We start from the raw sequence: 18,855 nt of genomic DNA, 5'->3' as shown, positions 1-18,855 counted from the left end.
TATAAATGGTGGTTTTTTGGCGATTTTTGCCAATTCGGCTAAATTTTATAAATCTAAATAAAATTCAGGCTTATGTTAGACTCAAACGGACAAATATGTCAGTTTTTCGCATGGGAATGCTGTATATATTTGGTATCTATGTCTTGATTTTATCTGCAATATTTGTTGCTTTAGAGCATAGGCAATAGATACCAATGAATCGTATACTCAAAGCCAACTCAACTTTTTGTTTACGATGACAATAAAGAATAAAGGAGCACATCATGAGTTTAGTTGTACCTGCTGAAAAAACAGATACCGTACACAGCGAAACTGACCGCGTTGAACGCATTCTCGTTGTGGATGATGATGTGCGTTTACGTACCCTGTTACAGCGTTTCTTGGAAGATAAGGGCTTTGTGGTCAAAACTGCCCACGATGCGACACAAATGGATCGTTTGTTACAGCGTGAACTGTTCTCTTTAATCGTGCTTGATTTTATGCTGCCTGTTGAAGATGGTTTAAGTATTTGCCGTCGTTTACGTCAATCTAACATCGACACGCCAATTATTATGCTGACGGCTCGCGGCAGTGACTCTGACCGTATTGCAGGACTTGAAGCAGGTGCAGATGATTATTTACCAAAACCGTTTAATCCAAATGAGCTGTTAGCGCGTATTCGTGCTGTATTGCGTCGTCAAGTGCGCGAGGTACCAGGTGCACCAAGTCAGCAAATGGAAGTGGTTGGTTTTGGCCCATGGTCACTAGATTTATCGACCCGTACTTTGACACGTGAAGGTCAGGTCGTGACCCTAACTACAGGTGAATTTGCAGTACTCAAAGCGTTGGTACAACATCCTCGTGAGCCTTTAACCCGTGACAAGTTAATGAATTTGGCGCGTGGTCGTGAATGGGGTGCGATGGAGCGTTCGATTGATGTTCAGGTTTCACGTTTACGTCGTTTAATTGAAGAAAACCCTGCCCGTGCACGTTATATTCAAACGGTTTGGGGTGTCGGTTATGTATTTGTTCCAGATGGTGCGGAATAAGTTGAAAATGATGTGAGGCTTCAGCCTCACATCTTCATGCAATGATCAACATTTATGCACACCGATCATTGTGCTAGATTTAAAGAACAGACATTCCAATAACAAGTATATTCATCATAAAATTTCACTCACTAAATTCGCTTTACAACCTCTGCCACAGGACAAGATGTGAAACTCGAACCCATCGACCCACAAGAATTTACCGACTATGTGGCGTATTCTGAAAAGAAACGTACCCGCTGGGAGCGTTTTCTGGACAAAATCAAACCACGCTCTGCAGCCATGCGCACCACGGTACTGGTGGTTTTTGTGGTGTTGTTTAGCCTGTTTATGTCGTTGTGGTTCTTTTGGCGCACCTTGTATTTACCTGAAATTCAACAACACGCCCGCTATTTAGCGGTTGAACTGGAAATTTTAAACAATCCAGATTTGCGCATTTTTCACAATGAAGCCGAAGTCGATGTCGATGCGTGGCTTAAAAATCGGGTCGGCATTGAATATGTAACCGATCCACGTGAGTTTCCTAATGTACGGGAAAAAGTCATTGCAGAGTTTTTTACCCAACAAATAGAAAAGAAACTGGCAACTGAATTAAAAATGCAGGATGTCACGGTCTATTTCCAGTTCAAACCAAGCCCGCGTATTTGGATTCAAACCCCAGAAATGAATGGCAACTGGGTACGTGAACCCCTTAAAACCTATGCCAACTACAGCCCTGAATTGGTCTTTGGCTGGCTTTTGGGTATTCCACTGTTAGCTGCAGCAATTATTTTAACTCTAGTACGTCAGCTGAATCGTCCTTTGCGTCGTCTGCAAAATGCCGCCAATAGCTACAGTAAAACAGGCAAAGCACCTTATTTAGAAACCAATCACGGTCCGCAGGAAATTCGTGAGGTCAACCAAGCCTTTAATCACATGATTTATACCTTGGAACAGACTGAACGTGACCGTCGTATCATGTTGGCAGGTATTTCACACGACCTGCGCACGCCACTGACACGGATTCGTTTAAGTGCCGAAATGATGCCCGATGATGATTTTTTAAAAGAAGGCTTAATTTACGATGTAGAAGATATGGATGCGATTTTAAATCAATTCATTTCTTATATGCGTGATGGTTCCGATGAAGAATTACAAGAAACCGATTTAAATGTTTTGCTGCAGGAATTGATTATTCAATTTAAACCGTTGGATATTCGCTTTAACGCACAAGAATTACCTTTAATTCAGGCGCGCAGTTTGTCGCTGAAACGTCTGATTGGCAACCTGATTAATAACTCGAAACGCTATGGTGCAGAGCCAATTGAGTTGTCTGCAGAAGTGCTGGATGAACACATTCGGATTAGCGTGGCAGACAACGGTACAGGCATTCCAGAAGACCAAATTGCCGATTTAATGCAGCCTTTTGTACGCGGCAATGAAGCACGTACTGTACAAGGCAGTGGCTTAGGTTTGGCAATTGTAAAACGTATTGTCGATATTCATCAGGGCGAGCTCACCATTCAAAACCGTGAACACGGTGGTCTTGAAGCCATCATTACCCTGCCGTTACAACCTGAAATCGTTGAAGAAAAAAATAATGTTGGCACGCTGGAAAAAATCAAACAAAGTTTGAGTGAACACTTCTAAACGGCTGACGCTTTTGATCTCTATCTGGCTTGCTATATACCAATTTCAGACCAACAGCAAATCGGATGGACGATCAAAGTAAAAAATTCAGATGGTGCATATCAAAATTGTATAAAAATATATCAAACAAATTGTAATATTTACCTTTTGATATATAAATAAACGATTAAATTCAATTATTTATGTATTATTTTATATTTTTATACCACCATTTAGGCAAAAAATTAGACCTTAGCCTAACACCTATGCAAAATACCTTTTTTGATCGGTACAATCGGTATCAGTCTAGTATTTTACGAGAGTTCGCCATGTCTTTAGATCGCATCCGTTTAGCCTCCCTCCACGACAAAGTAATCAGCGCAGAACAAGCTGCTGAATTCGTTCAAGATGGTATGACCGTAGGTATGAGTGGCTTTACTCGTGCGGGTGAAGCAAAAGCTGTTCCACTTGCATTGGTGGCACGCGCTAAAACCAACCCTTTAAAAATTGACTTAATTACTGGCGCAAGTCTTGGTAATGATTTAGACAAGCAATTGACTGAAGCAGGTGTTTTGGCTCGTCGTATGCCGTTCCAAGTAGACAACACCTTGCGTAAAGCAATTAACCAAGGTCAAGTCATGTTCATTGACCAACACTTGTCTGAAACTGTTGAGCAAATGCGTAACAACACGCTAAAACGCCCAGACATCGCGATTGTTGAAGCAGTTGCAATTACTGAAGACAGCTTAATTATTCCAACAACTTCTGTAGGTAACTCTGCAAGCTTTGTTGAATATGCAGATAAAGTCATTATCGAAATCAACACCACTGTAAGCACAGAATTTGAAGGCCTACACGACATTTATATTCCTGAAGCACGTCCAACACGTGGTCCAGTGCCATTAACTCACGTTGAACAACGTATTGGAACCAAAGGTATTCAGTTAGACCCTGCAAAAGTTGTGGGTATTGTATTTAACGATACCTTGCTTGACTCTCCATCTAACGTGACCGATCCAGATGACGAAACTCAAGCAATTGCAGATCACTTGATCGCATTCTTTGAAAACGAAGTAGCACAAGGTCGTTTACCGAAAAACTTGGCACCTTTACAAGCAGGTATCGGTTCAATTGCAAATGCAGTATTAACAGGCTTCAAACACTCTAACTTTGAAGACTTGGTGATGTACTCAGAAGTACTCCAAGACTGTACGTTTGAATTGATTGATGCAGGCAAAATGAAGTTCGCTTCTGGCTGTTCAATGACTTTGTCTGAAAAATGTGGCGATCGCGTATTTGGTAATCTTGCACACTACAAAGACAAATTCATTTTACGTCCACAAGAAATCTCTAACTTCCCTGAGTTAGTACGTCGTTTAGGCATCATTGGTATTAACACTGCACTTGAGTTTGATATTTACGGTAACGTGAACTCAACCCACGTATGCGGTACCAAAATGATGAACGGTATTGGTGGTTCAGGTGACTTCGCGCGTAACGCACACTTGGCGATTTTCGTGACTAAATCAATTGCGAAAGGCGGTGACATTTCATCTATCGTTCCAATGGCTGCGCACGTAGACCACAACGAACACGACGTTGACATTTTGGTTACTGAGCAAGGTTTAGCAGATTTACGCGGTCTTGCACCACGTGAACGCGCTCGTGCGATTATCGACAACTGTGTACACCCAATGTACCGCAATGCCTTGAACGATTACTTCGAGCGTGCATGTGCAAAAGGTGGTCACACTCCTCACCTACTTCGTGAAGCATTGTCTTGGCATGCAAACTTCGAAGAACATGGTCACATGTTGACTCCTGCACAACAAGAATCTGCGCAACCAGCGTAATTCATGTGCAATAAAAAACGCCCTGATTTTTCAGGGCGTTTTTTTATGTCTTAAGTTTTTACGTCTCATAAATTATCACAACGTCATTTGTGACAACGCACTCGACTTTACTCAAATGCCAAAGCTTTAAATTCATCTATAAAATGCTGTCCTAACTGACGCAAACCATCCACACTGAGTGTGGTTTCAATCACACCTAAAGACACGACATCACGTTGAATTTGCAGCACGGTTTGACCTTGCGGGTTGATATAAAAACGAGAACCCAAAGTTGCAAATTTGCTTGCTAAGTCTAGGTTTTGTTCAGCTCGAACTTGATTCACCACATCTTGCGCGGTAAAACGGTATTGATCATGCAGCAAATTTAAGCTGTTGGATTGCCCATATTCTGCACTTAATGCACAATCATCCAAGACCTGTAAAGGCTGATCAAGATTGGCAAAAGCAGTCGCAGGGAGACTCAGCGCAAGACTGAATAAAATAGGGAGAGAAAATTTTAACATTGGACACCTCGCACATAGGTAAATTACACCTGTGGAGAAACATCCTTTTTTCACCAACTTATATTTTAAGTTCAAAAATCACTCAATACATTGACTTTTTATACCAAACGACCTAAACGCAGCAACACGGGGAACTGAATACCAAACACCTGAGTAGGCTGCTGCCGTAACAATTGCTGTAGTTCAAGCAAAGGCGTTTCTGTGTGCTGCTTTAAATAATGCTGCAGCCCCGACCAAGTATTTAAATAATCCAACAACTGAGCTGCCGACCAACAATATTTCAGGCAAAGTTCAGGCGTGACTATTTCTTGGAATGGAAAAGGAATTGTGCGATATAAGTCATCAATATAACGGCGCTCGGCATCCCAATAGCCCTTTAAAGTCTGAGCATACAAGCGCTGAATTTCAGTATTCACTGCCTTATCTTCTACCTGAATCAGACCATAGCCCACCGCAGCAAACACACCACTGGGTTTTAGTACCCGATGTACTTCGGCATAAAAAGCATCAAAGTCGAACCAGTGAATCGCTTGTGCGACCGTAATTAAATCTACACTTGCATCCGCCAATCCACTGTCTTGCGCCAAGCAGGTACGATAACTCACATTTGCCCACTGCGGTGCCAAATCCAACTGTGCTTGACTTAAATCTGTGGCTAAAATCTGCTGAAAATGTGGTACCAATAACTGGGTAAACTGCCCAGAACCTGCACCACAGTCCCACGCCAAACAGCGCTCGGGTACATGCTGCAAAATCGTATCGACGATTTCTGTTGAATACTGTGGACGCGCCTGACGATACAACGCACTTCCCTGCGAAAACAAATCTTTCATGCTGCAACTCCCTCACCCTGACCATTTGATTCTAATACAGCTTTTAAAATGAGTAGTGTTTACTTTGGATGAAGCGAGAGAGCGCCGATTTGTATTCAACATTTTTATTTAGGCATAAAAAAAAGCCTCAAACAGTGTTTGAGGCTTTTTGAATATGGTGGCGAGACCCAGGATCGAACTGGGGACACACGGATTTTCAATCCGTTGCTCTACCGACTGAGCTATCACGCCAATGCCGTGTATTAAGCCGTATCTCGGCTGAATAGTCAATATAAATCATGACTTTTTTATTTGATCGCATAAATTTTATGCAAAAAAAATCCCTGATGGGATCAGGGATTGAAAACGTTAAATCGTTTTGAATATGGTGGCGAGACCCAGGATCGAACTGGGGACACACGGATTTTCAATCCGTTGCTCTACCGACTGAGCTATCACGCCAATGACGCGTATTAAACAGTTTCAGTGATAAATCGTCAATAGTCTTTTTTGCTTTTCAGTGCAAATGTTTACTTTTACAGCAAAACCAAGATTATTTTGATGAAAAATCACCCTATATAATAGACTGAGTGTCTATACCGACTCACAACTTGCCCAAATGCGCCAAACAACGGTGAATTGCGCCACAACCCGGCTGGAAATGCTGCACCCCTTTGGCTTCTTCCATACGGCATACCTCACTCACCAAACGGTCTGCCACCCCTCGCCCACGGTTTGCAGGATGTACCACGATATATTCAAGCGTCCGACTGTCCTCTTGTCCCGTGCACCAAATCGCCCCAATCACTTTAGTATTAAATTCTGCCGTGTAAAGTAGGGTATACTGAGCTAAGTTCTGCTCAAGTTGGCTTACCGCATCTTGCCCATCGCCAAACTCAGGGCTGGTATCATACAGTCGCTCAAGCTGGCTGCGCACTTCGTTATTTTCTAGTGAAGTATAGGCATGTACGGTAATAGGCATTGATTAACCCTCCTGAGCAATCTAATATGCTGAGACTTCGTCACAGCGAAAACATATTTACATCAATCATTTTTGACGTTTTTTGAGGAACGTGTCTATGACCCAACGTATCAGTGAAGTGGTAAGAAATACCAACGAAACTAAAATTCGAGTTCGTGTGAATCTGGACGGTACGGGTCAAGGCACACTCAATACTGGCATTCCATTTTTAGACCATATGATTGATCAAATCAAGCGACACGGTTTGTTTGATATTGATATTCATTGTGATGGCGACTTGGAAATTGATGATCACCACACCGTAGAAGACTGCGGGATCACGCTTGGACAAGCTTTTGCTCAAGCCTTGGGTGATAAAAAAGGTTTAAAACGCTACGGTCACTTTTATGCACCACTCGATGAATCTTTAAGTCGTGTCGTGGTGGATTTATCAGGCCGTCCAGGTTTGTTTATGGATATTCCATTTACCCGTGCCCGCATTGGTAGCTTTGATGTAGATTTATTCTCAGAATTCTTCCAAGGCTTTGTCAACCACGCGTTAATGACGCTGCACATTGACAACCTTAAAGGTAAAAACAGCCACCACCAAATTGAAAGCGTATTTAAAGCATTTGCACGTGCTTTACGCATGGCATGTGAAGTAGACCCACGTGCTGAAAATACTGTGGCATCGACCAAAGGGACACTCTAATGACCCGAATTGCCCTTCTTGACTATGGCATGGGAAATTTACACTCTGCAGCGAAAGCTTTAGAGCATGTGGGTGCAACGGTAGATGTGACCAATGACCCAAAACTGATTGCACAAGCCGATAAAATTGTGTTTCCAGGTGTGGGTGCTATGCGTGATTGTATGCAAGGCATGCATGAAGCTGGCATTGATGACGTGGTACGCAACGCGGTCTTTAATAAACCTGTACTTGCAATTTGTGTAGGCATGCAGGCGCTGATGCAACATTCCGAAGAAAATGGCGGAGCAGATGCACTGGGCATTTTTGCAGGTACAGTCAAACGCTTTCCTGAAGTAGCAGGTTTAAAAGTGCCACACATGGGTTGGAATCAGGTACATCAACGTGACCCGAGCCACCCTATGTGGAACAACATTGAACAAGATGCGCGTTTTTACTTCGTGCATAGTTTTTATGTTGAACCGCAAGATGAAAAAATCGTGGCCGCGACCTGTGATTATGGTTTAACTTTCTGTACAGCCCTGCATCAAGACAACTTGTTTGCAACGCAGTTCCACCCAGAAAAAAGTCACACTGTTGGTTTGCAGTTACTAAAAAACTTTGTGGAATGGAATATCTAATATTCAGGATGCTTCAATCAATAAAGCCGAGTTAATCTCGGCTTTATTTTTGCGTGAATGTTTTTCACTTTTATTGCACATTGATTTGTGTTTAAAATTAAAGCGTTTTTTATACCTTTTATTCAAAATAAACTGAGGGTCTGTCGATAATTGGTCTATGTTTGCGATGTGAGAGAGATATCTCACAAGATTTTTGAGCAAATATACGGTATGCGACAGAAAATTCAAAAAATCTAGGAATTACAACAATGAGTCAATATGTAGAAGATTCTGCACTCAGTGCAGCGGGGCGTTTTGGTCGATTATCATTTTTAGCGTGGAACTGTTTGCTCAGCTTGGGGCTTGCAGTACTGATTGCAATTATTGCCGTTGTTGCACCCAATTTATTGCTAGAGCTCGGCTCTGGCTCTATGGGCATCGGCATGATCTTGCTCGTGATCATTTATATCGTTGCGTTCTATTTTAGCTTTATTTTCACCATCCGCCGCTTGCATGACCGCAATCATACTGGCTGGTTATCTTTGCTGATTTTGGTGCCTTTGGTGAATATTATTATGGGTTTATATTTGGTATTTGCACCTGGCGATGATCGTCAAAATAGCTATGGTGCGGTACGTGAAACTGCAGGTTGGGAAAAAGTACTGGCTTGGATTTTTATTGTGCTGATGATTTTGGCGATTATTGGCAGCTTCTTGTCAGGTATATTCAGCAACGTCTAAGCAAAAATATTCCACTTGGTTGATATTTCGAAATAGCCCATCTATTGGGCTATTTTTTCAGGATATTCGCTGCAATCTTTGTCCTGCACAGCATTTTCAATCTTTTAAACTTTGCCAAATTCCGCAAAACGCTTTAGGCTAAAACCGCTTCTTTACCGCTTTGAATGTTATGGATCTCACTCGTCTGCGTACCCTGCCTAGCCCTGATGAAATTCGGCAATTGCCACTGTTTGAAAATATTGCGCGTCAAAATATTGTACTGATTCAAAATCTAGAGCAATGTCTAGCAATTGAAGCTGAACTGAAAACCGCAGCTGTCTTGGGTTTCGATTCTGAATCTAAACCCACGTTTAATGTAGGCGAAGTTTCTACAGGCCCGCATTTAATTCAGCTCGCAACCTTAGAAAAAGCCTATCTATTTCAGCTCAATGATGACATTTGGCAATTTTTGCAGCCAGTTTTTGCCAATCGCGATCAAATTAAAGTAGGTTTTGGGCTGAAAAATGATGCCCATTTATTTCGTAAAAAAGGTATACAACTGAATAGCGTGATTGAACTATCCAAATGTTTTGGCAGTTTTGGTTTTAAAAGTCCGCTTGGGCTTAAAAATGCCATGGCATTATTATTTCACGTTCATTTCCCTAAAAGCCGAAGTATCAGCACCTCAAACTGGGCATGCAAACAGCTCAGTGAAGCACAAATTGCCTATGCTGCCGCCGATGCCTACGCACCTGTGTTGATATTTGAAGAATTGGGGCGTTTGGGTCTATTGCCCGAGCATATCCCAAACAGTTCACTCAAATTGCGGATTCGTCCCTCTAAAACAAAACCTACAACAGATGCTTAGATATTTAACAATACTTTGTTAAGATGCACAGATTGAATTCAATAAGTTTTTGGCAAGGAGCGAAAGCATGCTGATCATCCCTGCAATTGACCTGAAAGATGGCAAGTGTGTTCGTTTAAAACAAGGTCGTATGGAAGATGATACTGTATTTTCTGACGATCCAGTGGCAACAGCACAACACTGGGTAAATGAAGGCGCGCGTCGCTTGCATTTAGTCGATTTAAACGGCGCTTTCGCAGGTACGCCAATTCATAAACCTGTGGTTGAAGCGATTGCAAAATCACAACCGGATCTTCCAATTCAAATTGGTGGCGGTATTCGTTCACTCGAAACCATCGAACACTATTTGGATGCAGGCGTATCGTTCGTGATTATTGGTACCAAAGCCGTACAAGAGCCTACTTTTGTAGAAGAAGCCTGCAAGAAATTTGCAGGACACATCATTGTCGGCATTGACGCCATGAATGGCATGGTGGCTACTGATGGTTGGGCCAACGTCACAGACGTGAAGGCAACAGATTTAGCTAAGCGTTTTGCCGATGCAGGTGTATCTAGCATTGTTTATACCGATATTGCCCGTGATGGCATGATGCAAGGTGTGAACGTAGAACAAACCGTAAACTTGGCGCAATATTCAGGCTTACCCGTGATTGCTTCTGGCGGTGTGACCAATTTAGATGACGTACGCAACCTAAAAGGTCAGCCTGGCATTTTAGGTGCGATTACAGGTCGTGCAATTTACGAAGGCACGTTAAGCCTGCGTGAGGCACAGTTGCTTTTAGATGAGCAATCTTTGTAATTCTGCCGCGTATTTTTAAAGAGGTCTGCGGACCTCTTTTTTATTTTGATTTTATTTTACTCATTTTGAGTTTTCTTCATCTCCCACTGGTTCTATGTCTCAGCTTTCACCAATGCTTCGCAGCAAAGCCCCGCAACTGGCGCTCATTTTGATTACCTTAATTTGGGGTGCAACCTTCATTACCGTGCAATACGGTTTGAACTTCAGCAGTCCAGTACTGTTTGTAGGCTTACGTTTTGCCGCAGCCACGTTGGCCGTGGGGCTGATTTCATGGCGAAGCTTACGTGGTTTTAGCATCGATGAACTCTATGCAGGCTTTGCCATAGGCGCAGTCATTGCGCTAGGTTATGTCACTCAAACCATTGGCTTACAAAGTATCAGCAGTAGCGAATCGGCCTTTTTAACCGCACTGTATGTCCCGCTTGTACCGCTATTGCTGTGGTTATGCTTTGATCAACGTCCGCATGTCATGACTTGGTTGGGTGCTATTTTGGCATTTGTCGGCTTGGTCTTTTTAACAGGCAATGGCTTAGGCGCAATTCAATTAAATTTTGGACAAGCCATTACTTTAATCGGTTCAATTGCGATTGCCTTTGAAATTATTTTAATTGGCTACTTTGCCAATCGGGTCAATTTAAAGCGCATTACTCTCATTCAACTGGGCTGTGCATCGTTGTTGTGTTTTGCGATTGCACCATGGGTTGGAGAAACTCAATTGCCCGAATTTCAGTGGTCACTCCTTGCTGTTTTGCTCGGCTTAGGCATTGCCAGTGCCGTGATTCAATTGGTGATGAACTGGGCGCAACGACAAGTAGACCCTGCGCAAGCTGCTATTATTTATGCAGGTGAGCCTGTTTGGGCCGCATTGATTGGACGTTTGGCAGGCGAGCGCTTGGCAGTTCTGGCGTTGTTCGGTGGACTACTGGTGGTTTTAGGCGTGCTGGTCAGCGAATGGCGACCAAAATTTTTAAAACGAAACACATCATCCCAAAAAGTTGAATGAACAGCATCTAGGCAAGATCGCTCAAAACATCTTAAAAAGACGAACGAACGTGAATTTAATGATACATCGGTAAATTATCATTCACGCGAATTAAACCGCGTATAGCACGGTAAACAATCCATAACCACGAAATAGCAACCACTGCGATACAGAAAAGTGTCGCAGCCAAAGTCATACTGGCAAAGCTTTGCGCATCTGGACTAAAGAACACCAAAAAGAACGGCACAAAGGCCACAATATTCCAAAACAGATACCACCAGAAGCTGCGAATTTGCCAAGTAAAATGACTGGCAAAAATTGAACCTTGTACATCACTACGTTTTAAATAGTTGATGATTAAGGCAATCACGGCCAATATCCCCGCAGAAAAAATCGCCACGATATACAGCACATATAAAATCATGGTCAATGAACGATGTGGGTCTTGATCTACTGAATATGAATGCTCTGCGTCTGACATAATGCACCTGACAAGCCTGTTACTGGAACAATATTCCCAATTAGATGTTAAGCTGATTCAACGGAGAAATCATCCATAAAATCAGAAAGATATTTAAGCCTATCGTACAAAAATAAATCTTACCAAAGGGTTGTTTTTGTGTTTTATGGCGTAATTTTTGTTGTGCTAACCATGCTGCAGGCCAACCCCCTAAAAAAGCCACAATATGCAAGTTATTTTCAGGAATACGACGCCCGCCCTGCTGTGCAGCTTCTTTATCTTGTGCATACAGCCAATAACTCAGCGCATTCATCAAACTGATGAATAATAACAACATACCACTGAGCAATCCCAACAGCATCAGCAAAGCCAAAGCAACAATATAAGCCACACACAATATTTGCATCGGCTGCATTTTTTGCGTGCTGTTGGATATTTTCGTACTCACAGCAGATGCCTTTGCTGCTTTGGTCTGCGAAGCTTTTAAATACACCGCTTGCTGCGCTCGGTAACGTCCGCGCTCATCCACAGTCACGGTGTATTCCAAGGCACAGCCCACAATTGGACGTGGCCCTTGTCGGGCAAAGTCCTTAATGTGTAAAAACACGCGATCTTTTTGGTGGTCATTCGGCTGAATAAACCCATAACCCTGCTCATCAAACCATTCGACTAAACGCCCTTGATCACGCATGTTCTATATCCCTCAAGCCGTCACAAACTTTAAGCGTTCAATCAGCATATTCCGCATTTCATCTGGATTTTTCTGCAAAATATCTGCGCCTGTCCGCCCTTCTGCCGCATTTTTAGCAGCCACCTGCAAACGCATTAACCAAAAACGTCCTGCCGCCATTGCCAAATACAGTTCTAAACAAGCCTTTTCGTCTTGGGTTAAAGGACGCACGGTTTCGTAGGCATTTAAAAATGCCATCGCCTTGCTTTCATTTAAGCTCAACTCAGGAAAGTCGGTACAAAAATCATTTAGGGTAATCGCAATATCAAACAGCAATTCATCTTGATTTAATTCATAAAAATCTAAAATGCCTTGCAACTGATCATCTACAAACAAGGTATTGTCACGGAATAAATCCGAGTGAATAAAACCTTTGGGACGCTGCGGATAGACTGCGGTTAAAGCTTCATACAAGCCCAAAAGTTTGGACAGTAAGGCTTGATCGGCCACATGCATGCTTGGTTTTAATTGGCGTGCGACCCCTGCCCAATAAGCATGATCACGTACATGATCGCGCTGCAAAGGAAAATTTTGTAAGGCCACATGCATTTTGGCTTGTGCAATCGCAATCGCTTCCACTTGCGCCACTGTTGCCAGTGTCGGATGCTGCCCAATTAAACGCGGTGCAATTTGTGCAGGTTTTTCTTTTAATTGGTGAATGGCTTGTCCCGAATAGGATAAAGGCACTGCCACAGGCAAACCCGCTTGCCCCAAATGCTGCAATACAGGAATTAATTCACCTGCCGCTTGCTGATCTAATTCTTCAAAAATGGTCAGCACGTACTCGTTTTGATTGTCGCAGCGCAAAAAATAATTGGTATTTTGAATCCCCCCTTGAATGGGAATCAGCTCGACCACCTCCAATCCATAAGGCGCTGCAAAGACCTGAACTTCCTTTAAAGTCAAAGGAGTATAAACCGACATAGAAAACCTGCGAAAAACCTGAGCTAAGTTTGATAGAATACCCGCTCCATCTGCCAAGGTGTAGCGCTTGTGTGGGTGAGTTTCATAATCGGCTGTAATAATTGGAAAAATTTATGCTAGCGAAACGTATTATTCCTTGCCTAGACGTAGATAATGGTCGCGTGGTTAAGGGCGTGCAATTCCTTGATATTCGTGATGCGGGCGACCCTGTCGAAGTGGCGCGTCGTTATAATGAACAAGGTGCCGATGAAATCACCTTTTTAGACATTACCGCTACCCATCATGGTCGTGATACCACTTACCGTACTGTAGAGCGTATGGCAGAAACCGTGTTCGTGCCCCTCACCGTTGGTGGTGGCGTGCGCAAGGTTGAAGACATTCGCCTATTATTGAACGCAGGTGCAGATAAAGTCAGCATTAACTCTGCAGCCGTGTTTAACCCTGAATTTGTGCAAGAAGCCTCACAGCGTTTTGGCGCGCAATGTATTGTAGTTGCCATTGATGCGAAAAAAACGGGTGATAACAAATGGGAAATTTTCACCCACGGTGGTCGTAAACCAACAGGTATTGATGCCATTGAATGGGCAGTGAAAATGGCAGACTACGGCGCAGGTGAGCTATTGGTCACTTCAATGGATGCCGATGGTACCAAGGCAGGCTATGACTTGGCGCTCATGCGTGCCATCAATGACCGTGTAACTGTACCCACCATTGCGTCTGGCGGTGTAGGTAATTTACAGCACTTGGCAGATGGTATTTTAAAAGGCGGTGCAGATGCGGTACTAGCTGCCTCAATTTTCCACTTTGGTCAGCACACTATTCCAGAAGCCAAACAATATTTGGCAGCGCAAGGCATTGAAATGCGTTTGTAATTTCTAAAACAAAACTGTTTTAGACTTTAGTTTTTGAGCTTTAAAAGTGTAATCTTCGGGTTACACTTTTTTATTTAGCCCAAAATACAGGCAGAAAAAAAGGAGTCCGAAGACTCCTATTAACTCAAAAAACCACAGCGATGAAGTTTTTATATCTTTTAAATTTAAAAAAATAAATAAAACAAAGCAATAAACAATTAAATTCGCTCAAAATACCCTTAGGTATTTCACTGCACATAATATATTCAGCATTTCAGCAGAAATATTGACCAAAAACACCAAAAATATTGACCATTTGCGACAAGCCTTGCCAAATCAGTCAGTTTAAAGCGTCATAAGCACCTATACCGTTTAGGCGACTCGTTCTGCCACAGCTAATTTTTTCTCGACCCATTTGGCAGGAAAATATGCAGCAGACAGATGGTTTAAACCCTGTGCAATCACCCGAGGTAAGGCAATGCCTAACGGATTTTGCTCCTGTAAGGCAGGTGCTGAAATGACTCGCGTTCCTAAAATATAATCAAACCACGGTTTGGTCACGCACCAGTTCGCATCCTGATTGCTGTTCATGTGATGGTCATAATGCCACGGAATTTTTTTGACTGCCCAATCTGGCTCTAAATGCGCACGACGATGAATATAATAATAATTCGCAGCACTATATAGCGCAGCTAGACTCATGCCCTTAGAAATAGGATAGAACACGCCACTGGCCACCGTTGCCACGACAGCCAAAGACACAATTTCATTTTTGGTACGCCAGTTGCGAATCCCTTCGACATAGCCATGATCGTGAAAACTGGTTTTACGCACTTCACGATGATGTTCCCAGTGTGATTTCATGCTTTCGGGCACAGGGCTATAACGGCGCTGCCCTGCTCGATGCGTTCCGTGCAAAATATATTTATGTGCCACCCATTCAAAACCATTGGCAACCACCAAACCTGCTAGAAATCCTTTCCACATCGCTATTTCTCCTTAAACACAGGACATCTTGACTCTGATGTTCACTATAGGCATGTGAGATTGACTAGATCTTGACCAAAAAAATCAATATCATTGACAAATGACGACAAAAATAAACCGATAACACATGCAACAATTCAAAGAATATACGGGCTCGGTCTATGGTGGCTTAGGGCATTTATTGATGTGCTATTACCAAGCAAAAAAGCTGCCCATTCCAGAAAAATTACATCAGATTCAAAATCTGGAACGTTTTGACTATGCCCTCTGGCGTGACTTGCTCAGCACTTTGGAGCAACAATTACCACAACCTGCTTTGGGTTTGGAAATTGCCAAATACGTGCAGCCCAAACATTTAGGCATCATTGCGTATTTAGCCTTGTCCTGTGATCATCTGGGTGAAGCATTACAGCGTTACCACGATTTTCATCGCTTGATTTACGATGGTGGCCCGTTGCAAGTCGAAGCACAAAACGATTATTTATCCATTCGTTGGTCAGAATTGCCCGTGCACATGACCACACAATTAACCGATGAAATTGCCATTGCTTTAATGATGGAATTTTTGAAGCACTTTATGCAGTTTGAAGATATTTGCCTGCACGAAGTACATTTTCATCATCCTGCGCCTAAAAATATTGCACTGTATGAGCAGTATTTTCATTGCAAAGTGCGTTTTTCTCAGCCAATTACCCAAGTGTTGCTGCCTGTTTCCGAACTGGCAAAACCCTTTCATCAGGGCGATCAGACCTTACAGCATTTATTGTTGCAACAGGCACAAGCCTTATTGGAAAAGCTACCGAATAGCACCCAAACCGATCAGCGTTTACAGCAAGCCATTTTGACGGGGCTGCAAAAAAATATGTATCAAATTGAACATATTGCTCAGCAATTACATATTTCTGTACGTCAGTTGCAACGTCATTTGCAACAGCAAGGCACGACCTACCAAAAACGCATGCAGGAAGTACGCTGTTTATTGGCAGAACAATATTTACAAGACCCACATTTAAGTCTGCAAGAAATTGCGCTATTGCTGGGTTATTCAGAACAAAGTGCCTTTCAGCGTGCGTTTAAACAATGGACGCAGCACACACCACAACAATGGCGGATGCAACGTGCTTCATGATTGCTTCTTTTTACTTTAATTTATGTTAAATTCATCACAATATCGATCTAAAATGCGATAAATTTAATTGAAGTTTGATCAATTAACTCAAAAAATAAGCACTGGAGAATCAAATTGAATAAGTATTTCGCAGAACTGGCTGGCACATTCTAGCTGGTATTTGGTGGTTGTGGTAGTGCGGTATTGGCTGCAGCTTTTCCTGAATTGGGCATTGGTTTTGTGGGGGTATCCCTCGCGTTCGGTCTGACCGTATTAACCGCGGCCTATGCACTTGGGCACATTTCAGGTGGTCAATTTAACCCTGCAGTCAGTATTGGTTTGTGGGCAGGTGGACGTTTTGAAGCCAAAGAACTCGCACCGTATATTATTTCACAAATTATTGGTGCGACTCTGGCCGCACTGGTGTTGTATCTGATTGTACAGGGTCAGGCAGGTTTTGCAGACACAGGCGGTTTCGCGACCAACGGTTATGGTGATTTATCTCCAGGAAAATATGCCCTCAGTTCAGTATTATTGATTGAAGTGGTACTCACTGCTGGCTTTTTGATGGTGATTATGGGTGCAACCGCCAAACGTGCACCTGCAGGTTTTGCTCCAATTGCAATTGGTTTGGCACTGACCTTAATCCATCTGATCAGTATTCCTGTAACCAATACTTCCGTGAACCCTGCACGTAGTACAGGTGTGGCGTTCTTTGCTGAAACTGCAGCACTCAGCCAGCTTTGGGCTTTCTGGGTTGCACCGATTGTAGGTGCGGTGATTGGTGCGGTGCTGTATCGCGCTATGGCAAAAGCTGAAGACTGATCTTCAAAACTTTAAATCCACAGCTTTTCAAGATGTCTGGGATTTATCTAAAAACACACAAAACAACAAAGCCCGTTCAAGCGTTTGAACGGGCTTTTTAATGGCTTAGATGAGCAGATTAAAGTAGATTTAATATCTTGAGATGGCATCCATTATAAAAATGGATTTTCAATTTCACCCGCTTCGGGACGATCTAACTTTTCAGGCAGATTCGGAGTCTGCTCCAAAGTTGCAACAACTTCATTCAAAAAAGCCTGTAGTGCTTTGGCTGCCTGTAAACCCGCCTGATCTTTGCTGATTTGCAAATTGCCATACACATTGATGCAATCTAAATCATTTTCTAAGGTTAAGTCATGAATCGCATGTGATTCAGTCCCATTTTGAAACGGTTTAAACATTGAATTCACCTTAGCATGAAGGATGCAATATCCATCATCTTAACCCAGTTTAAGATTTCAACAACTGTAAAATATATTGCAATAAAGCTTCAATCAATTGCTTCACAATTGCATCTTGGGTATCTGCATCAATGCTAGCACCCGATGCAGGACTACTGCCTGAGCGTTTAAATTCGGTTTGCAAGGCTTGTAATTGCTCAGCAGATACATCTTCTGCGCACTGGCTTTCTGCATCCCAATGTGAGTAGGCAATCGGTGTATTGGCTTTTACAGCATTTGCAGTCAAAGGCAATTTATAGGTATTGCGCTTTTGTTCTTCACTTAATTGTGGGAATAAATTAATGCCCAACTGTTCTTCTAAATAGCAGACACTCACCACTTGCACCTGTAACGAGTCGTTATTGGGCGCGTAATAAGCCCCTATCGCGCCTGTTTTGGGCATATACACAGCTTTATACACCGCAGTCGGCACAATAACGCCCTGCCCAATGGTTTTTAGACGCTTGGCATTAAAACTTGGCCCCGTAATCACATACACATCTTGCTTTTGCTTAGTCACCACCGCTCGGGTGGCTTCTTCAAGTTCACGCCAGACCTGCTGATTATTTTTAGGGGCTTGCGGCACCATATTTGCCAAAGAAAAACTGTCAAACTGGGCTGCCAAGTTGGTCATGTCGGCATTCGGTGCCATGTGTCCACGGTCATAACCCGAACCACGATAATCCAGCAAAGTCGCACGATGCTCGGCTTTGACGCGCGGTTCTTCGTGAAAGTTATCTTCACGTGGAATCCGCTGACTCAAACGCGCTGGTGTTAAGGCTTCTGCCACCCATAACGGGGTTTTGGATACCCCTGAATACATCACATTAAAGTCATTAAAACACAGCGGATAGCTGTCTTTTTGCAGGCTATTTTTCAGTAAATAGGGCGGCGTTTCTCGATAGAACTGGGTTAGGCAAGCACTATTTCCTGAACTCGGCACCAGTGAAGTCCACTGGCTAATTTTTTCTTGACCAAAAGCAATCACAAAACTCCCTGTTGCCACTACACCGAGTAGCACTTTCAAGCTGTTTTGATTGAAAATTTGAGTCCAAATGTTGTTGGAATTGCGCCGTTTTCTTGCCATAACCG

The 18,855-nt window shown here is 42.9% G+C and carries 21 protein-coding genes and 2 tRNA genes; 12 read left to right on the top strand and 11 right to left on the bottom strand.

Annotation, left to right across the window (positions count from 1 at the left end; genetic code table 11):
* Nucleotides 1-263 precede the first annotated feature (263 nt).
* The 3 genes from ompR to F947_RS08180 all read left to right on the top strand — a co-directional run bounded on the left by ompR (nucleotide 264) and on the right by F947_RS08180 (nucleotide 4,489).
* A complete protein-coding gene (gene ompR, locus F947_RS08190; protein ID WP_004974415.1) occupies nucleotides 264-1,028 on the top strand; it encodes an osmolarity response regulator transcription factor OmpR in 765 nt (254 codons plus the stop codon).
* 168 nt (nucleotides 1,029-1,196) lie between these two features.
* Nucleotides 1,197-2,657, top strand: coding sequence for an ATP-binding protein (locus F947_RS08185; RefSeq protein ID WP_004974413.1), 1,461 nt, complete (start codon nucleotides 1,197-1,199; stop codon nucleotides 2,655-2,657).
* 308 nt (nucleotides 2,658-2,965) lie between these two features.
* Nucleotides 2,966-4,489 carry an acetyl-CoA hydrolase/transferase family protein gene (locus F947_RS08180; RefSeq protein WP_004974412.1) on the top strand — a complete coding sequence of 508 codons (1,524 nt, stop codon included), beginning with the start codon at nucleotides 2,966-2,968 and terminating at the stop codon, nucleotides 4,487-4,489.
* A 107-nt stretch (nucleotides 4,490-4,596) separates the two neighbouring features.
* Here the strand turns inward: F947_RS08180 and F947_RS08175 are convergent, their stop codons facing one another.
* The 5 genes from F947_RS08175 to F947_RS08155 all read right to left on the bottom strand — a co-directional run bounded on the left by F947_RS08175 (nucleotide 4,597) and on the right by F947_RS08155 (nucleotide 6,786).
* The gene (locus tag F947_RS08175; RefSeq protein ID WP_004974410.1) at nucleotides 4,597-4,992 is read right to left on the bottom strand and encodes a hypothetical protein; all 396 of its coding nucleotides are present in this window, start codon (nucleotides 4,990-4,992) and stop codon (nucleotides 4,597-4,599) included.
* Nucleotides 4,993-5,090: 98 nt separating this feature from the next.
* A complete protein-coding gene (locus F947_RS08170) occupies nucleotides 5,091-5,825 on the bottom strand; it encodes a class I SAM-dependent methyltransferase (RefSeq protein ID WP_004974408.1) in 735 nt (244 codons plus the stop codon).
* 155 nt (nucleotides 5,826-5,980) lie between these two features.
* Nucleotides 5,981-6,056 (bottom strand) — tRNA-Phe (locus F947_RS08165).
* Nucleotides 6,057-6,190: 134 nt separating this feature from the next.
* Nucleotides 6,191-6,266 (bottom strand) — tRNA-Phe (locus F947_RS08160).
* 142 nt (nucleotides 6,267-6,408) lie between these two features.
* The gene (locus F947_RS08155) at nucleotides 6,409-6,786 is read right to left on the bottom strand and encodes a GNAT family N-acetyltransferase (RefSeq protein WP_004974405.1); all 378 of its coding nucleotides are present in this window, start codon (nucleotides 6,784-6,786) and stop codon (nucleotides 6,409-6,411) included.
* A gap of 97 nt (nucleotides 6,787-6,883) precedes the next feature.
* Here F947_RS08155 and hisB point away from each other — a divergent pair, with 97 nt between their 5' ends.
* The 6 genes from hisB to F947_RS08125 all read left to right on the top strand — a co-directional run bounded on the left by hisB (nucleotide 6,884) and on the right by F947_RS08125 (nucleotide 11,462).
* Nucleotides 6,884-7,477 carry an imidazoleglycerol-phosphate dehydratase HisB gene (hisB, locus tag F947_RS08150; RefSeq protein ID WP_004974403.1) on the top strand — a complete coding sequence of 198 codons (594 nt, stop codon included), beginning with the start codon at nucleotides 6,884-6,886 and terminating at the stop codon, nucleotides 7,475-7,477.
* Nucleotides 7,477-8,094, top strand: coding sequence for an imidazole glycerol phosphate synthase subunit HisH (gene hisH, locus F947_RS08145; protein ID WP_004974401.1), 618 nt, complete (start codon nucleotides 7,477-7,479; stop codon nucleotides 8,092-8,094). The genes hisB and hisH overlap by 1 nt, the downstream gene beginning before the upstream one ends.
* 248 nt (nucleotides 8,095-8,342) lie before the next feature.
* Nucleotides 8,343-8,813 carry a DUF805 domain-containing protein gene (locus F947_RS08140; RefSeq protein WP_004974398.1) on the top strand — a complete coding sequence of 157 codons (471 nt, stop codon included), beginning with the start codon at nucleotides 8,343-8,345 and terminating at the stop codon, nucleotides 8,811-8,813.
* A 169-nt stretch (nucleotides 8,814-8,982) separates the two neighbouring features.
* Complete coding sequence (locus F947_RS08135) at nucleotides 8,983-9,660, top strand: 3'-5' exonuclease family protein (RefSeq protein ID WP_004974396.1); 678 nt, start codon at nucleotides 8,983-8,985, stop codon at nucleotides 9,658-9,660.
* A 67-nt stretch (nucleotides 9,661-9,727) separates the two neighbouring features.
* A complete protein-coding gene (gene hisA / locus F947_RS08130) occupies nucleotides 9,728-10,459 on the top strand; it encodes a 1-(5-phosphoribosyl)-5-[(5-phosphoribosylamino)methylideneamino]imidazole-4-carboxamide isomerase (protein WP_004974395.1) in 732 nt (243 codons plus the stop codon).
* Nucleotides 10,460-10,571: 112 nt separating this feature from the next.
* A complete protein-coding gene (locus F947_RS08125; protein WP_171062583.1) occupies nucleotides 10,572-11,462 on the top strand; it encodes a DMT family transporter in 891 nt (296 codons plus the stop codon).
* Nucleotides 11,463-11,517: 55 nt separating this feature from the next.
* Here F947_RS08125 and F947_RS08120 read toward each other — a convergent pair whose 3' ends face one another.
* Genes F947_RS08120 through F947_RS08110 form a run of 3 tightly spaced genes read right to left on the bottom strand, consistent with a single transcriptional unit; the run spans nucleotide 11,518 to nucleotide 13,555 of the window.
* Nucleotides 11,518-11,922 carry a DUF4870 family protein gene (locus tag F947_RS08120; protein ID WP_004974391.1) on the bottom strand — a complete coding sequence of 135 codons (405 nt, stop codon included), beginning with the start codon at nucleotides 11,920-11,922 and terminating at the stop codon, nucleotides 11,518-11,520.
* A 40-nt stretch (nucleotides 11,923-11,962) separates the two neighbouring features.
* A complete protein-coding gene (locus tag F947_RS08115; protein ID WP_004974388.1) occupies nucleotides 11,963-12,592 on the bottom strand; it encodes a DUF1294 domain-containing protein in 630 nt (209 codons plus the stop codon).
* Between the two features lie 12 nt (nucleotides 12,593-12,604).
* Entirely contained in the window at nucleotides 12,605-13,555 is a 951-nt protein-coding gene (locus tag F947_RS08110) for a homoserine kinase (protein ID WP_004974386.1), read from the bottom strand.
* Nucleotides 13,556-13,668: 113 nt separating this feature from the next.
* Here F947_RS08110 and hisF point away from each other — a divergent pair, with 113 nt between their 5' ends.
* Complete coding sequence (hisF, locus tag F947_RS08105; protein WP_004974384.1) at nucleotides 13,669-14,427, top strand: imidazole glycerol phosphate synthase subunit HisF; 759 nt, start codon at nucleotides 13,669-13,671, stop codon at nucleotides 14,425-14,427.
* A 351-nt stretch (nucleotides 14,428-14,778) separates the two neighbouring features.
* On the opposite strand, the gene F947_RS08100 is transcribed toward hisF, so the two are convergent.
* Nucleotides 14,779-15,393, bottom strand: a complete 615-nt coding sequence (locus F947_RS08100) for a hypothetical protein (protein ID WP_004974380.1) — start codon at nucleotides 15,391-15,393, stop codon at nucleotides 14,779-14,781.
* A 127-nt stretch (nucleotides 15,394-15,520) separates the two neighbouring features.
* Between F947_RS08100 and F947_RS08095 the strand changes: the two genes are divergently transcribed.
* Complete coding sequence (locus tag F947_RS08095; protein WP_004974378.1) at nucleotides 15,521-16,522, top strand: AraC family transcriptional regulator; 1,002 nt, start codon at nucleotides 15,521-15,523, stop codon at nucleotides 16,520-16,522.
* Between the two features lie 153 nt (nucleotides 16,523-16,675).
* Complete coding sequence (aqpZ, locus tag F947_RS08090; protein ID WP_042068713.1) at nucleotides 16,676-17,326, top strand: aquaporin Z; 651 nt, start codon at nucleotides 16,676-16,678, stop codon at nucleotides 17,324-17,326.
* 152 nt (nucleotides 17,327-17,478) lie between these two features.
* Here aqpZ and F947_RS08085 read toward each other — a convergent pair whose 3' ends face one another.
* Together F947_RS08085 and F947_RS08080 are read right to left on the bottom strand one after the other, a co-directional pair.
* Nucleotides 17,479-17,724 (bottom strand): hypothetical protein, encoded by a 246-nt coding sequence (locus F947_RS08085; protein ID WP_004974374.1) that lies wholly within the window; start codon nucleotides 17,722-17,724, stop codon nucleotides 17,479-17,481.
* A gap of 49 nt (nucleotides 17,725-17,773) precedes the next feature.
* Nucleotides 17,774-18,850, bottom strand: a complete 1,077-nt coding sequence (locus F947_RS08080) for a DNA/RNA non-specific endonuclease (protein WP_004974371.1) — start codon at nucleotides 18,848-18,850, stop codon at nucleotides 17,774-17,776.
* Nucleotides 18,851-18,855: the final 5 nt, after the last annotated feature.

This window comes from Acinetobacter towneri DSM 14962 = CIP 107472, assembly GCF_000368785.1.
Lineage (GTDB): Bacteria > Pseudomonadota > Gammaproteobacteria > Pseudomonadales > Moraxellaceae > Acinetobacter > Acinetobacter towneri.
The sequence above is the reverse complement of the archived record's forward strand: the minus strand, read 5'-3'. Positions and strand labels throughout refer to the sequence as shown.